This is a genomic window from Kitasatospora sp. NPDC001132 (genome assembly GCF_053598415.1).
In genome coordinates, this window is sequence record NZ_JBSFKF010000002.1 from 1 (window position 1) to 16,898 (window position 16,898).

At 74.6% G+C, this 16,898-nt stretch carries 5 protein-coding genes; all 5 read left to right on the forward strand.

Going from position 1 to position 16,898, the window contains the following annotated elements; translation table 11 throughout:
- On the forward strand, nt 1-8,386 hold an 8,386-nt coding region (locus ACWDBE_RS02285; RefSeq protein WP_449806989.1), incomplete at its 5' end, for an SDR family NAD(P)-dependent oxidoreductase.
- Nucleotides 8,383-11,679 (forward strand): type I polyketide synthase, encoded by a 3,297-nt coding sequence (locus ACWDBE_RS02290; RefSeq protein WP_449806990.1) that lies wholly within the window; start codon nt 8,383-8,385, stop codon nt 11,677-11,679. The genes ACWDBE_RS02285 and ACWDBE_RS02290, both read left to right, overlap by 4 nt.
- Before the next feature lie 97 nt (nt 11,680-11,776).
- Nucleotides 11,777-12,319, forward strand: a complete 543-nt coding sequence (locus ACWDBE_RS02295) for a TetR/AcrR family transcriptional regulator (protein ID WP_449806991.1) — start codon at nt 11,777-11,779, stop codon at nt 12,317-12,319.
- Between the two features lie 576 nt (nt 12,320-12,895).
- Complete coding sequence (locus ACWDBE_RS02300; RefSeq protein ID WP_449793501.1) at nt 12,896-15,004, forward strand: flavin monoamine oxidase family protein; 2,109 nt, start codon at nt 12,896-12,898, stop codon at nt 15,002-15,004.
- On the forward strand, nt 15,001-16,833 hold the full coding sequence (locus ACWDBE_RS02305) for an alpha-keto acid decarboxylase family protein (RefSeq protein ID WP_449793500.1): 1,833 nt from the start codon (nt 15,001-15,003) through the stop codon (nt 16,831-16,833). Before ACWDBE_RS02300 ends, ACWDBE_RS02305 begins: the two co-directional genes overlap by 4 nt.
- The last annotated feature ends 65 nt before the right edge of the window (nt 16,834-16,898 follow it).

The following is a 16,898-nucleotide window of genomic DNA, read 5'->3' on the forward strand; positions in this document are numbered from 1 at the left end:
CAACGCCACCACCCTCCACGCCACCCTCACCCCCACCACCCCCGACACCACCCACCTCACCATCACCGACCCCACCGGCACCCCCGTCCTCACCGTGGGCTCGTTGCACCTCCGGGCGGCCGACCTGACCCCGTCGGCCACCGCCGCCGACCCCGGCCTCGGCCTGTTCCGGGTCGACTGGCAGCCCGTCGCCACCCCGCCCGAGGCAGAGCGGGCCGTCACCCGTGCGGTGCTGGGCCAGGACGTGATCGGCGTCGTCGCGGCGCTCGGCGGGGACGTCCCGCTCCACGAGGACCTGGACGCGCTGCTCGCCGCCGGGCCCGTACCGGAGGAGGTGCTGTTCGCGGTCAGCCCCGGCCGGCCGCCGCGCGGCACGTACGTCCCGGTGGAGCTGGCCAAGGAGGCCCCGAGCCGAGTCCTGAAGGTCCTCCAGCAGTGGCTCGCGGACGAGCGGTTCAGCCGTTCGCGGCTGGTCGTGGTCACCCGCAACGCCGTCTCCACCCGCTACGACGAGACGATCCGGGACCAGAGCCTGGCGGTCTGGGGCCTGGTGCGCACGGCGGAGCGCGAGCACCCCGGGCGGTTCCTGTTGGTCGACGTGGACCGGGACGAGGCCTCGCACCGGGCACTGGGACAGGCGCTGACCGTCACCGGGGAGAACCAGCTCGCGCTGCGCCACGGCGCCGTGCTCGCCGCCCGGCTCGGCCGGGAGGCCCCCGGGGGCCGGCTGGCGGAGCCCGCCGGGTCGGCCAACTGGCGCCTCGGCTCAGCGAGTCGGGGCACCCTGGACCACCTGGCGCTGCTGCCCGCCGAGGACCCGGACGCCCCGCTCGGGCCGGGTGAGGTGCGGGTCGGCATCCGGGCGGTGGGCCTGAACTTCCGCGACGTCCTGATCGCGCTGGGCCAGTACCCCGGCGAGGCTCCGATCGCCAGCGAGGGTGCCGGCTACGTCCTGGCGACCGGGCCGGGGGTCGACGGGTTCGCTCCCGGCGACCGGGTGATGGGTCTGTTCGAGTCGGGCGCGGGCGGTCCGGTGGCGGTCACCGATCAGCGGCTGCTGACCGGGGTCCCCGGCAACTGGTCCTTCACCCAGGCGGCCGGCGCACCGGTGGTGTTCCTCACGGCGCTGTACGCACTGCACGACCTCGGTGACTACCGGGCCGGCCAGACCGCGCTCGTCCACTCGGCGGCGGGCGGCGTCGGCATGGCCGCGGCCCAGCTGGCCCGCGCCCGCGGCCTGGAGGTGTACGGCACCGCGAGCCCGGCCAAGTGGGACGCGCTGCGCTACCAGGGCTTCGACGACGCCCACCTGGCCAACTCCCGCACCCTGGAGTTCGAGCAGCGGATCCTGGACCTGACCGGGGGCCGCGGCGTGGACCTCGTGCTGGACGCGCTGGTGGGCGAGTTCGTGGACGCCTCGCTGCGGCTGCTGCCGCGCGGCGGCCGGTTCCTGGAGATGGGCAAGGCCGACATCCGCGACCCCGAGCAGGTCGCGCGGGAGTATCCCGGCGTGGTCTACCGGGCGTTCGACCTGATGGAGGCCGGTCCGGACCGGATCGCCGAGCTGCTCGCGGAGCTGTCCGCGGGCTTCGAGTCCGGTCAGCTGCTGCCGCTGCCCGTCGAGGCCTGGGACGTGCACCGGGCCGGTGACGCCTTCCGCCAGCTGCGCCAGTCTCGCCACGTCGGCAAGGTGGTGCTGACCCTGGCCAAGCCGCTGGACCGCGACGGCACGGTACTGATCACCGGTGGCACCGGCACGCTGGGCGGCCTGCTCGCCCGCCACCTGGTCACCGAGCACGGCGTCCGGCACCTGCTGCTCACCAGCCGCCGGGGCCCCGACGCCCCCGGCGCCGCCGAACTCGCCGCCGGTCTCTCGGCATTGGGCGCCGAGGTGGAGATCGTCGCCGCCGACCCCGCCGACCGGGAGGCCGCCTTCGCCCTGGTCGGCTCGGTCGGGCCGGAACACCCGCTGACCGCCGTGATCCACGCGGCCGGGGTGCTGGACGACGGCACCATCGAGTCGATGACCCCGGAGCGGCTGGACACGGTGGCCCGGCCCAAGCAGGACGCCGCCTGGCACCTCACCGACGCGGTACGGACCCTGGACCTGTCGGCCCTCGTGCTGTTCTCCTCCTTCGCCGGTGTGCTCGGCAACCCGGGTCAGTCCAACTACGCGGCCACCAACTCCTTCCTCGACGGCCTCGCGGCGTACCACCGCAGCAACGGCATCCCCGGCGTCTCGCTCGCCTGGGGCCTGTGGGGCGCCGAGGCCGGGGACGGCGCAGGAGGCGGCATGGCGGGCGCGTTGGACGGCGGGGCGCTGTCCCGGCTGGCCGCCGCCGGGTTCGCGCCGCTGGCCCCGGAGCAGGGCCTCGCCCTGTTCGACCAGGCGCTCGACCGCGACGAGCCGCTGCTCGTCCCGCTGCGGCTGGACCTCGCGGGGCTGCGCGCCCGCGCCGAGGACCGCTCGCTCGCGCCGCTGCTGCGCGGCCTGGTCCGTACCCCACTCCGGCGGCCGGCGGCCACCGCGCGGGCGGCCGCGGGCGGCGGCGGTTCGCTGGCCGACCGGCTGCGCGAGGTGGACGAGGCCGAACGGGACCGGCTGCTGCTCACCCTGGTCCGGGCCGAGGCCGCGGCCGTGCTGGGCCACGGCGGCGCCGAGTCCGTCGGGCCCGAGCGGGCGTTCAAGGACCTCGGCTTCGACTCGCTGACCTCGGTGGAACTGCGCAACCGGATCAACAGCGCGACCGGGCTGCGGATGCCGTCCTCGCTGGTCTTCGACCACCCGACCCCGGCCGCCCTGGCGGGCCGGCTGCGCACCGAACTGCTGGACGAGGACGAGGCGGCGCCGGTGAAGGCCGTCGCGGTGCCGTCGGCCCCGGTCGAGGACGACCCGATCGCGATCGTGGGCATGGCCTGCCGCTTCGCCGGCGCGGTGACCTCGCCCGAGGAACTGTGGCGGCTGGTGGCCGAGGGCCGGGACGGAATCACCGACTTCCCGGAGAACCGCGGCTGGGACACCGAGGCGCTGTACGACCCGGACCCGCAGCGGACCGGCACCTCGTACACCCGTCGGGGCGCCTTCCTGACGGACGCCGACCGGTTCGACGCGGCCTTCTTCGGCATCAACCCGCGTGAGGCGACCGCGATGGACCCCCAGCAGCGGCTGCTGCTGGAGACCGCCTGGGAGGCCGTCGAGCGGGCGGGCATCGACCCGACCGCCCTGCGCGGCAGCGACACCGGGGTCTTCGCCGGCGTGGTCGCGGGCGACTACGTGACCAGGCTCGGGCACTCGCCGGAGAGCGTCGAGGGCTACCTGGCGACCGGGACGACGGCCAGCGTCGCCTCGGGCCGGATCGCCTACACCCTCGGCCTGGAGGGCCCGGCCGTGTCCGTGGACACCGCCTGCTCCTCCTCCCTGGTGGCGCTGCACCTGGCGGCGCAGTCCCTGCGGGCCGGCGAGTGCTCGCTCGCCCTGGCCGGCGGTGCGACCGTGCTCTCAGGCCCCACCAGCTTCGTGGAGTTCAGCCGCCAGCGCGCGCTGTCCGCCGACGGCGTGTGCAAGGCCTTCTCCGACGACGCGGACGGCACCGGCTGGGGTGAGGGCGCGGGCCTGCTCCTCCTGGAGCGCCTGTCCGACGCCCGCCGCAACGGCCACCCGGTGCTCGCCCTGATCCGCGGCACCGCCACCAACCAGGACGGCGCCAGCAACGGCCTGACCGCGCCGAACGGCCCCAGCCAGGAGCGGGTCATCCGCCAGGCCCTCGCCAACGCCCGGCTGACGGCCGACCAGGTGGACGCCGTCGAGGCCCACGGCACCGGCACCAAGCTCGGCGACCCCATCGAGGCGCAGGCCCTGCTGAACACCTACGGCCGCGCCCGCGATGCCGAACACCCGCTCTGGCTCGGTTCCCTGAAGACCAACGTCGGCCACACCATGGCGGCGGCGGGGGTCGGCGGCGTGATCAAGATGGTCATGGCGATGCGGCACGCGACCCTCCCCCGCACCCTGCACGTCAGCGAGCCCACCAGCCACGTCGACTGGTCCGACGGCACCGTCCGACTGCTCACCGAGGCGCAGCCCTGGCACCACGAGGGCGATCGGCCGCGCCGCGCCGCCGTCTCCTCCTTCGGCATCAGCGGCACCAACGCCCACGTCATCCTCGAACAGCCCGTCGGGGACCCGGAGCCGGCCACCGGGACGGCGGAGCTTCCGCTGCTGCTCTCGGCCCGCAGCGCCGAGGCGCTGCGCGAGCAGGCCGGGCGACTGACCGCCTTCCTGGCCGAGCAGCCCGAGGCGCGGAACGCCGCCGTCGCCCGCGCCCTCGCCGCCCGCACCCGCTTCGACCACCGCGCCGTCGTCCTCGGCCAGGACCGCGAGAGCCAGCTCGCCGGACTGCGGGCGCTCGCCGACGGAGTGGAGACCCCGGGGGTGGTCACCGGCAGCACGGTCGGCGACCAGCCGGGCCGGGCCGTGTTCGTCTTCCCCGGCCAGGGCAGCCAGTGGGCCGCGATGGGCCGCGAACTGCTCGACTCCGACCCGGAGTTCGCCCGCTACCTGGGCGAGTGCGCCGAGGCGCTGGCCCCGCACACCGACTGGGACCTGCTGGAGGTGCTCACCGAGGCGCCCGGCGCGCCGGGCCTGGACCGGGTGGACGTGGTGCAGCCCGCGCTGTTCGCCATGATGGTCTCGCTGGCCAAGCTGTGGCGCCACCACGGGGTGGAGCCGGCCGCCGTGATCGGCCACTCCCAGGGCGAGATCGCCGCCGCCCACCTCGCAGGCGCGCTGAGCCTGGCGGACGCCGCCAGGATCGCCGCGCTGCGCAGCCGGGCCATCACCCGGCTGGCCGGAACCGGCGGCATGCTGTCGGTGCAGGCACCGGCCGCGACCGTCGCCGAGCGGCTCGCCGAGCGACTCGGCAAGGGGCTCGGCAAGGGCGAGGACGCGCACGTCGCCGCCGTGAACGGCCCTGCGGCGACCGTGGTGTCCGGGGCGCCGGAGGCGCTGGCGGCGCTGCGGGACGCCTTCGAGGCCGATGGCGTCCGGGCCCGGCTGATCCCGGTGGACTACGCCTCGCACTCCCCTCACGTGGACACGCTGGAGGAGGAGCTGCGGACGCTGCTGGCCGCCACCGCGCCCACCGCGGGCGACGTCCCGTTCTACTCGGCCGTCACCACCGAGCCGCTGGCGGGCACGGAGCTGGACGGTGCGTACTGGTTCCGCAACCTGCGCGAGCCGGTGCGCTTCGAGGAGACGGTGCGACGGCTGCTCCACCACGGGCACACCGCGTTCATCGAGGTCAGCCCGCACCCGGTGCTGACCACGGCGGTGCAGGAGACCATCGAGGCCGCGGGCGCGGCAGCCGTCGCGCTGGGCACCCTGCGGCGTGACCAGGGCGGCCCGGAGCGCTTCGCGCTCTCGCTCGCCGAGGCGCACGTCAGCGGCACCTCCCCCGCCGCCTGGGCACCCGCCGCGGCCGGTGCGGCCGTACCGGAGCTGCCGACCTACCCGTTCCAGCGGGAACGCCACTGGCTGGAGGCGACGCACACGGCGGTGGACGCCGACGGACTCGGCCTGGACCGGGCCGGGCACGCCCTGCTCGGCGCGAGCGTGCCGCTCGCGGACGGCGACCAGCTGGTGCTGACCGGCCGGATCTCCGTCCCGACCCACCCCTGGCTGGCCGACCACGCCGTCGAGGGCACGGTGCTGCTGCCCGGCACGGCCTTCGTCGACCTCGCGCTGCACGCGGCCGAGCTCGCCGACCCGGAGGCCGAGGTGCCCGCCGTGGAGGACCTGGTGCTGGAGGCGCCGCTGGTGCTCGCCGGACGGGACGCGGTGACCCTCCAGGTCAGCGTCGGCGCCCCGGAGGAGGGCGGCCGACGGCCCGTCGGGGTGCACTCCCGGACGGCCGGCGCCCCCGGCTGGACCCGGCACGCCGCCGGCTTCCTCGCCGCCGGCGACCCGACGGCCCCCGGCGGGTCGACGGCCCCCGGCGACCTGCCCTGGCCGCCGCCCGGAACCGCGGTCGACCTGTCCACGGCGTACGACGAACTGGCCGCGCAGGGCTACGCGTACGGACCGGTGTTCCAGGGTCTGACCGGCCTGTGGCGCGACGGCACCGACCTGTACGCCGAGGTGACCCTGCCCGAGGACACCGACGCCACCGGCCACACCGTGCATCCGGCGCTGCTGGACGCGGCGCTGCACGCGCTGGCGCTCGGAGCGCCGGACGGCGAGCAGGGGCCCCGGCTGCCGTTCTCCTTCGCCGGACTGCGGCTGCACGGGCGCGGCGCCACGGCGCTGCGGGTGCGGCTCGCCCGGGCCCAGGACGGCACGGTGGCGCTGAGCGCCGCCGACGCCTCGGGCGCCCCGGTGGCCGAGCTGGCGGCGCTGGCGCTGCGGCCGGTGACGGCCGAACAGCTCGCCGCGCTGCGAGCCGGCGCGGAGGGCGGCGCGCTGCCGCTGCACACGGTGGAGTGGACCGCACTGCCCGCCGGCCCCGCCGCGCCCGCCCCGGCGCCGGGCGCCTGGACGGTGCTCGGGGCCCCGGCCGTCGCCGACCTGCTCGGCGCCCCGGCCTTCACCGACCTGGCGGCGCTGCGCACGGCCGTCGAGGACGGCGCGACGCCGGTCCCCGAGGTGGTGGTGACCGCACTGCCGCCGCTGGCCGACTCCGGCCCGGAGGAGACCCGGGCCGCGCTCGGCGGGCTGCTCGCACTGCTGCGCAGCTGGCTGGACGACGAGCGCTTCGCCGCCTCGAGGCTGGTGCCGCTGGTGCCGGGCGGCGCCGTCGGGGACGCCGACGCGGCGACACCCGCGGCGGCCGCGCTGTGGGGCCTGCTGCGCACCGCGCGGACGGAGAACCCGGACCGGCTGGTGCTGGTGGACCTCGACCCGGCCGACGAGGCCGCCGTCCTGGCCCTGCCGACCGCCCTGGCCTCCGGCGAGTCCGAACTGGCCGTCCGGGCCGGCACGGTGTCCGTCCCCCGGCTGGCCGCCGCCCCGGCGCAGCCCGCCGGCCACCCGTGGGCGGGCGCGGCCGACGGCACCGTCCTGATCACCGGCGCGACCGGCACCCTCGGCGCCCTGGTGGCCCGCCACCTGGTCACCGAGCACGGCGTCCGGCACCTGCTGCTGACCGGCCGACGCGGCTCCGCCGCCCCCGGCGCCACGGAACTCGCCGAGGAGCTGGCCGAGTCGGGCGCCGAGGTGCGGATCGAGGCCTGCGACGCGTCCGACCGGGACGCCCTCGGCGCCCTGCTGGCCACCGTACCGGCCACCCGGCCGCTCACCGCGGTGGTGCACGCGGCCGGAGCGCTCGACGACGGCGTCCTGCAGTCGCTGACCCCGGAGCGGCTGGCCACCGTGCTGGCCGCGAAGGCCGACGCGGCCCGGCACCTGCACGAGCTGACCAGGGACGCGCCGCTGTCGGCGTTCGTCCTCTTCTCCTCGCTCGCCGGGGTCATCGGCGCCGCCGGCCAGGCCAACTACGCCGCCGCCAACGCCTACCTGGACGGCCTGGCCCGGCTGCGCCGCTCGCTGGGCCTGGCCGCCACCTCGGTGGCCTGGGGCCTGTGGGCGGACGCCAGCGGCCTGACCGGCCACCTGGACGCCCGGGAGCGGGACCGGATGGGCCGCACCGGCGTGGCACCGCTCTCGACGGAGGACGGCCTCGACCTGTTCGACCGGGCACTGCGCTCCACCGCACCCGCCCTGGTCGCGGCCAGGCTGGACACCGGGGCACTGCACCGCCAGGCGGCGGCGGGGCTGCTGCCCCCGCTGTTCGGCGGTCTCGTCCGGCGCACGGCGCGACGCGGCACCGTCCAGCCGGCCAGGTCGCTGGCCGAGCGGCTGGCGGCGGTGCCGCAGGCACAGCGGGAACGGCTGGTGCTCGACCTGGTCCGGGACACCGCCGCGCTGGTCCTCGGGCACGCGGACTCCTCGGCGGTCGACGACGAGCAGTCCTTCAAGGAACTGGGCTTCGACTCGCTGACGGCGGTGGAGTTCCGCAACCGGTTGAACGCGGCGACCGGCGTGCGGCTGCCCGCCACCGTGGTCTTCGACCACCCCTCGCCCGCGGCGCTGGCGGCCCGGCTGCTCACCGAGGCGGAGCCCGCCCGGTCCGCCACCCCGGCACCGGAGTTCGGCGGATCGGCGCTGGCGGGGCTGGACGCGCTGGAGAAGCTCCTGGTGCGCACACCCGAGGAGGACCCGGCGACCCGGGCCGAGATCGGCCGCAGGCTGCGCGAGTTGCTGCGCGGCTGGGAGTCCGAGCAGCCCGGCGGCGCGGAGGCCGACGTGGCCTCGCGCATCCAGTCCGCCTCGGCCGCCGAGATCCTCGATCTGATCGACAGCGAGTTCCGCGGAAAGGGCGGATCGCGATGACCAAGGACCCGGCCCCTGCCACGACCCCGGCCCCGGCCCCTCTCACGACCCCGGAACGAACGACTGCGGAAGAGACGGCGAGCACACCGATGAGCAACGAGGAGAAGCTGGTCGACTACCTCAAGTGGGTCACCGCCGACCTGCACGAGACGCGACAACGGCTCGCAGAACTGGAGGCGGCCGCCCAGGAGCCGGTCGCGATCGTCGGCATCGGCTGCCGCTACCCGGGCGGCATCCGCGGCCCCGAGGACCTCTGGCGGGTCGTCGACTCCGGCACCGACGTCATCGGGGACTTCCCCGACGGGCGGGGCTGGGACGTCGACACGCTGTACGACGCCGACCCGGACCGGCCCGGCACCTCGTACACCCGCCACGGCGCCTTCCTCCCGGACGCCGCCGAGTTCGACGCCGGCTTCTTCGGACTGAGCCCGCGCGAGGCACTGGCCACCGACCCGCAGCACCGGCTGCTGCTGGAGACCGCATGGGAGGCCTTCGAGCACGCCGGGCTGGACCCGCACACCCTGCGGGGCAGCCGGACCGGGGTGTTCGCGGGCCTGATGTACAGCGACTACGCGGCCCGGCTTCCGTACATCCCCGAGGAGTTGGAGGGGTTCATCGGCAACGGCACGGCGCCGTCGGTGGCCACCGGTCGGATCTCGTACACCTTCGGCTTCGAGGGCCCGGCGGTCACCGTGGACACCGCCTGCTCCTCCTCACTGGTGGCGCTGCACCTGGCGGTGCAGTCGCTGCGGCAGGGCGAGTGCTCGCTCGCCCTGGCCGGGGGCGCCACGGTGCTGACCACACCGGGCCTGTTCACCGAGTTCAGCCGCCAGCGGGGGCTGTCCGCCGACGGCCGCTGCAAGTCCTTCGCGGCCGCCGCGGACGGGACGGGCTTCGGCGAAGGCGTGGCGCTGCTCGTGCTGGAGCGGCTGTCCGACGCCCGCCGCAACGGCCACCGGGTGCTGGCGGTGGTCCGCGGCAGCGCCGTCAACCAGGACGGCGCCAGCAACGGCCTCACCGCGCCCAACGGCCCGGCCCAGGAGGCGGTGATCCGCCAGGCGCTGGCCAACGCCCGCCTCGACCCGCAGGACGTGGACGCGGTCGAGGGGCACGGCACCGGCACCACGCTGGGCGACCCGATCGAGGCCCAGGCGCTGGTCAACACCTACGGCCGTGAGCGCGACCCGGGACGACCGCTGTGGCTGGGCGCCCTCAAGTCGAACATCGGGCACACCCAGGCCGCGGCCGGGGTGGCGGGCATCATCAAGGTGGTGATGGCGCTCCGGAACGGGCGCCTGCCGCAGACCCTGCACGTGGACGAGCCGAGTCCACACGTCGACTGGAACGGTGGGGTGCGGCTGCTGACCGAGCCGCGGCCCTGGCCGGCGGCCGAGCGCCCGCGCCGCGCCGCGGTGTCCTCCTTCGGGATCAGCGGCACCAACGCGCACGTGATCGTGGAGGAGGCGCCGGCCGTCGAGTCCGCACCGGCGCGAGCGGCGGAGGCCGCCGGTGCGCGTTTCCCGCTGGTGCCGTGGGTGCTGTCCGGACAGGGCCGCCCCGCCCTCGCCGGGCAGGCCGCCCGGCTGCTCGACCACCTGCGCGCGCACCCCTCGTACGAGCCCGCCGAGGTGGCCCGGGCCCTGACCGCCCGCAGCGCGTTCAAGGACCGCGCGGTGGTGGTCGGCGAGGACCGCGAGGAACTGCTGCGCGGCCTGGAGACCCTCGCCGCCGGTGGCGCGGCGGCGTCGGTGGTCACCGGACGGGCGGACCGCGGGGCCCGGACGGCGTTCCTGTTCACCGGCCAGGGCAGCCAGCGGCTCGGCATGGGCCGGGAACTGTACGGCAGCCACCCCGAGTTCACCGCCGCCTTCGACGAGGTGTGCGCGCTGTTCGACCGACGGCTGGAACGACCGCTGCGCGAGGTGGTGTTCGCCGCGCCCCGCACCCCGGAGGCGGAGCTGCTGAACTCCACCCGCTACGCGCAGGCGGCGCTGTTCGCGTTGGAGACCTCGCTGTACCGGGTGCTGGAACACCACGGCCTGGTCCCGGACTTCGTGCTCGGGCACTCGCTCGGCGAGGTGGCCGCGGCCCACGCGGCCGGGGTGCTGGGCCTGGCGGACGCGGTGACCCTGGTCGACGAGCGTTCCCGGCTGATGCAGTCGGCCCGCTCGGACGGCACGATGCTGTCGGTGCAGGCCTCCGAGGAGGAGGTCCGCGCGTTCCTGGACGCGGACGGCGGCGCACGCTTCGCCGGGCGGCTGGAGATCGCGGCGGTCAACGGCCCGCAGGCGGTGGTGCTCTCCGGTGACGCCGATGCCGCCGCCGAGGCCCTGGCGCACTGGCGCGGCAACGGCCGCAAGACCAAGCGGCTGCGGGTCAGCCACGCCTTCCACTCCCCCCACATGGACGGCATCCTGGCGGAGTTCGGCCGCGCGATCGCGGGCCTGTCGTTCCGACCGCCGACGATCCCCCTGGTGTCCAACCTGACCGGACGACCGGGCACCGCGGAGGAGTTGGGCAGCCCCGAGTACTGGGTGCGGCAGGTGCGCGGGGCGGTCCGCTTCCACGCGGGCGTCCAGCACCTGGCCGGGCAGGGCGTGCGGATCCTGCTGGAGCTCGGACCGGACGGGGTGCTGTCGGCGATGGCCGGGCAGAGCCTGCCCGCCGAACCACTGGTCCTCACCCCGGTGCTGCGCGCCGACCGCCCGGAGGGGCGGACCCTGCTGGCCGCGCTCGGCCTCGCCTGGGCCCACGGCCGGCCGGTGGACTGGCACCGCCCCGTACCCACGGACGGCACCGGCGCGCTGCCGCTGCCGACCTACGCCTTCCAGCGCCGCAGCTACTGGCTGCACGGCCCCGCCCGGCACGCCGACCCGGCCTCCGGGCGGGCCGCCTCGACCCCGGCGCGGGACGGTTCCCCCCTCCTCCCCGAGGCCCTCGGGGAGGACGTCGACGCCCCCGGGGGGACCGTCCTGCGCCGGCAACTCGCCGCCCTGGAGGCCGACGCGGAGCGCGAGACGCTGCTGCTCGACCTGGTGCGGGGCTCGGCCGCCTCGGTGCTGGGCCACGAGTCGGTCGAGGAGATCGCGGCCGACGTCTCCTTCCTGGACGCCGGATTCACCTCCTTCACCGGCCTGGAGCTGCGCAACCTGCTCTGCGCGGCGACCGGCCTGGACCTGCCCGCGGTGATCGCCTTCGAGCACCCGACCCCGGCCGGCCTGGCGAAGCGGCTGCTCACCGAGCTGACCGAGGGGGCGTCCGCCGCCGGGGAGGACGGGTCGACCGACGGGTAGCACGGGCTAGAATCCGGGGAAAGGCCCCGGTACGGTGCTGCCCCCGCGACCGGCGGGGGCAGCACCACGCCCAGTACGGCTAGGAGAAGGTGGCACCATGCGCGCAGACGCCCGCCGCAACTACGAGCGACTCCTCGCGGAGGCCAAGTCGGCCTTCGAGCAGCACGGCACCCAGGCCTCGCTGGACGACATCGCCCGCCAGGCCGGCCTGGGCAACGCGACCCTCTACCGCCACTTCCCCACCCGGGAGAGCCTGCTGGAGACGATGCTGCGGGACAGCCTCAAGGAACTCGGCGACACCGCCGAGGAACTGATGACCACCGAGTCCCCGGGCGAGGCGCTCGCCACCTGGGTGCGCGCGGCGGTCGCGCACGCCACCCTCTACCGCGGCCTGGTCACCATGCTGATGGACAGTCTCAAGGACGAGTCCTCTGACCTCAACAGCGCGTGTACCGCGATGCAGTCCTCCGGCCGCCACCTGCTCGAACGCGCCCACCTCGCCGGTGAGGTCCGCCAGGACGTCACCGCCAACGGCCTCTTCACCCTGATCGCCTCCGCCGCCTGGGCCCGCGAGCACGCCCCCGAGGAGAGCGACCAGGTCCTCACCGTCCTCATCGACGGCCTCCGACCCCGCCCCTGAGCCGCCCCCTCCCGCGGGACACCCCGGCCCGCGCTGTTCCGGGCGGTCGCCCGCGCCCGCTCCCACGGCATCCGGTGGGCGGCGGTGCCGTGTCGGTGCGGTACGCCGTGCGCGATCCGCTCGGGGAGCTCCCCGCGACTCATGCCGCCCCGCCTCCTCGGGTCGCTCCGCCACCCAGCGCCCGGCCGGTGCGGACACCCCCCGGTCGGCCTCGGTGACCGCCTCTACGGCGCTGCCGGGCCCCGTCGGCCGACCACCCCCCGGAATCACCGGGCCACTCGCCGCCGCACGGCACTCCCCGGCCGGAGGCCCCACCGACGCCGTGCGGCTTCCGGCGCACACCCGCACGGAAGCGCCGCGCCTGGTTACGCTGCGTGACCCCGCCGAGAGGCCGACCTCCGGTTGACAGGCCTCTCGCACCCACGGCACGGTCGACGTGAAGCGCTTGGTCCGCACGACGGGCGCGCTCTACGCCTTCACCCCCTCGATCAGCACGCTGCGCCTGCTCGCCGAGGGCAAGGACCTCCCCAACAAGCCGGTCGGCTCCTGACCCCCGAGCCGCTCCGAGGAGACATCATGGAGAACCCCGTCATCACAGGGGCCGCCGACGAAAGCGCCCGCCGGCGGACCTGCCTTCAGCTGGCGCGCGAACTGCTGCTGGTCGGTCCGGACGACAAGGACCTGAAGCTGCGCTACCTCGACGTCCTGATCAAGGACGGCATCCCGAAGACGGACGAGCCCAAGGACGTGCTGATCGTCGGCGCGGGCATCGCCGGCCTGGTAGCCGGAAAGCTGCTCAAGGACGCCGGACACAACGTCACCATCCTGGAGGCCAACGCCAACCGGGTGGGCGGGCGGATCAAGACCTTCCGTTCCACCGACGACGAGGAGGACGGCCCGTTCTACGACCCACGGCAGTACGCCGAGGCCGGGGCGATGCGGCTGCCCAGCTTCCACCCGCTCACCCTGGCCCTGGTCGACAGCCTCGGCCTGCAGCGGCAGCTGTTCTTCAACGTCGACGTCGATCCGGACACCGGCAACCCGAACGCGCCCGTGCCGCCGGTGGTCTACGAGTCCTTCGAACCCGGGAAGGTGTGGACGTACGGCACGGACAGCCCGGACTTCCGCGAACCGGCCAAACGCTTCAACTCGTGGATCCGCGCCAACCGGATCCAGGCGCGGCGCAGCGAGTACACCGCCGACCCGAGCTGCGTCAACGAGGGCTTCCACCTCACCGGCGACGAGGTGCGGATCACCGCCGCCGACATGGTCAACCAGGCACTCGAGCCGGTCCGCGACTACTACTCGGTGATCAAGGACGGCACGCGTGAGAACAAGCCGTTCGCCGAGTGGCTGGACGGCTGGGCCCGGGTGATCCACGACTTCGACGGCTACTCGATGGGCCGCTTCCTGCGCGAGTACGCGGGCTTCAGCGACGAGGCCATCGAGGCGATCGGCACGATCGAGAACATGACCTCGCGGCTGCACCTGTCCTTCTTCCACACCTTCCTGGGCCGCAGCGACATCAATCCCCAGGCCACCTACTGGGAGATCGAGGGCGGCAGCTGGAACCTGCCCCACGCGCTCGCCGAGGAGCTCCGAAGGGAGCTGCGGATGGGCGAGCGGATGATCCGGATGGAGTACTGGGACACGCGCCGGGACGGCGGGGGCGCCCGGAGCGTCGGCCCGAACGGGCCGCAGGTCGCCGTCATGACCGTTCCCGAGCACGACCCGGAGGCCGAACCCACCGTCTGGACGGGCGACTTCGCGATCGTGACGGTCCCGTTCTCCGCCCTGCGGTTCGTCCAGGTGACGCCCCCGTTCTCGTACAAGAAGCGCCGGGCGATCATCGAAACCCACTACGACCAGGCCACCAAGGTGCTGCTGGAGTTCTCCCGCCGCTGGTGGGAGTTCACCGAGGCGGACTGGAAGGTCGAGCTCGACTCCATCGCACCCGGCCTGTACGAGTACTACCAGCGGGCCGGCGAGGAGGACGCCGAGGCGGCCGTGGCCGCCGCCCACAACGGCCACCGGCCCCCGCGCAACCTGCCGGAGGTGCTGCTCGGCGCGCACCCGAGCGTGGACGAGCGCCGGATCAGCCAGGGCCAGCGGGAGCTCTACCGGCACACCCCGCTGCTCCGGGCGAGCGTGCGCCCGGCCACCAACTGCTTCGGCGGCGGCTCGACCACCGACAACCCGAACCGCTTCATGTACTACCCCTCGCACCCGGTGCCCGGCAGCGACGGCGGCGGCGTGGTGCTGGCCGGCTACAGCTGGTCGGACGACGCGGTGCGCTGGGACTCCATGGAGGACGACGAGCGGTACGTCTACGCGCTGCGCAACCTCCAGTCGGTGCACGGCCGGCGGATCGAGGTGTTCTACACCGGCTACGGGAAGACCCAGAGCTGGCTGCGCGACCCGTACGCGTTCGGCGAGGCGGCGGTGTACACCCCGCACCAGATGACCAGTTTCCACCTCGACGCGGTCAAGCCGGAAGGCCCGGTGCACTTCGCCGGAGAGCACGTCTCGCTCAAGCACGCCTGGATCGAGGGCGCGGTGGAGACCGCCGTGCGGGCGGCCATCGCCGTCCACGAGGCGCCACCGCCACCGCCCCCGGCGGAACCGGAGATCCGGCCCGAGGTGCGGGTCCGTGGCGAGCGTCGACAGGAGGCGATCAGCAGATGAGCGGCGAGCACGACTGGACGGTGGCCCGCTACCTGGCCACCAGGCTGGAGCAGTTGGGCATCCAGTACCTGTTCGGGGTGCCGGGCGACTTCCTCGGCCCGTTCCTGACGATCATGCAGTCCACCACCGAGGTGCGCTGGATCGGCACCCCGACCGAGATGGGCGGCGGCTACGCCGCGGACGCGTACGCCCGGGTGCGGGCCGCCGACGCCGACCCGGACAAGAACGAGGTCGGCGTCGGCGCGGTCGCGGTGACCTACGGGGTGGGCGCGTTCAGCCTGCTCAACACCATCGGCGGCGCGTACGTCGAGGACGTGCCGCTGATCGCGATCAACGCGGCGCCCTCGTACGAGCAGTGGCTCAACCAGCAGGCGGTCGGCCTGCTCACCTCGCACATGAGCCCGCGCCGGGAGAGCAACCTGGACGTCTACCGGCAGGTCACGGTGGACGCGCAGGTGCTCTCCAACCCGGGGCTCGCGCCCTGGCAGATCGACAGCGCGATCACCGCGTGCCTGACCGAGCGCAAGCCCGTCTACCTGGAGGTGATGGAGGACCTCTGGCACGCGCCGTGCGAGCCGCCGCGGGGTGAACTCCGGGCTCACGAGCGGGTACCCACCAAGCGGAACGAGGAGATGCTGGCCAAGGCGGTCGAAGCGGCGGTGGAGCTGATCGGGAAGTTCGGCACGCCGATCGTCTGGGCCGGCGAGGAACTCGTCCGCCAGCGGCTGGAGGCCGAGCTGTTGGAGTTCGTGCAGACCACCCGGATGCAGTTCTGCACCACGGTCGGCGCGAAGTCCGTGGTCTCCGAACGGCATCCCCTGTTCGCCGGCGTCTACAACGGCAAGGCGAGCCTGCCGGAGATCCGGGACACCTTCAAGAACGCCGGGTGCCGGATCGGCCTGGGGACCTGGTCCACGTCCAAGAACCTCGGCGGCGAGCAGTCGATCGGCGACGACTGGATCGTGGCGGCCCGCGGCGGTGTCAGCGTCGGCGCCACGTACTTCCCCGAGGTCCAACTCGGCCGGTTCATCTCGGCGTTGCGCAACGCGCTGCAGGGACAGACCTTCCCGGCCGACCACTTCGCGCTGGCCCACGCGGCGGGCCTGGACGTCCCGGCCAGCACGGCCGAGTTCCTGGAGTCGCTGAGCACCGACCGATACCCGGAGGAGCTGACGTACGACAGCTTCTTCGAGCACGTCAACCACTTCCTGGAGCACCAGGCCACCGGTGGGGACCCGCAGGCCCCCTCGCCGTTCACGGTGGTCTCGGACGCGGCGTTCGCGCTGATCGGTTCGATGAACCTGCGGATCACCGAGCGGGCCGGCTTCCTGGCGCAGAACAGCTGGCTGTCCATCGGCTACTCGGTCGGCGCGGCCACCGGCGTGGCGCTGGGCCGGCAGAAGCCGCTGAAGCGGCCGCTGGTGTTCGTCGGGGACGGCTCGTTCCAGGAGATCTGCCAGGAGCTGTCCACCCATGTGCGCCACCACCTGCGGCCGGTGGTCTTCGTACTGGACAACGAGGGCTTCTACGGCATCGAGCAGATGCTGGTCAGCCCCTGCTACTACAAGGACAAGCCGTCCGACGGCGCCGACTTCTACAACGTGCTCCACCCGTGGCGGTACGAGAAGCTGGCCGAGGTCTTCGGCACGGACAAGGACCGGATGCACGGGTACGAGCTCACCACCCACACCGAGCTCGAATCGCTCCTGCTGGACATCGTCGACCCCGGCAACGACATCAACCACGCGCCGATCCTGGCCCGCGTCCGGCTCAGCCGGCACGACTACCCGAGGGCGCTCCAGTACAAGATCGACGAGAAGTGCCAGTAGGCCCCCTCGTCCGCCGGGACCGGGAGCCGGCCGCACCCGAGGTGTCGGGTGCGGCCGGCTCCCGC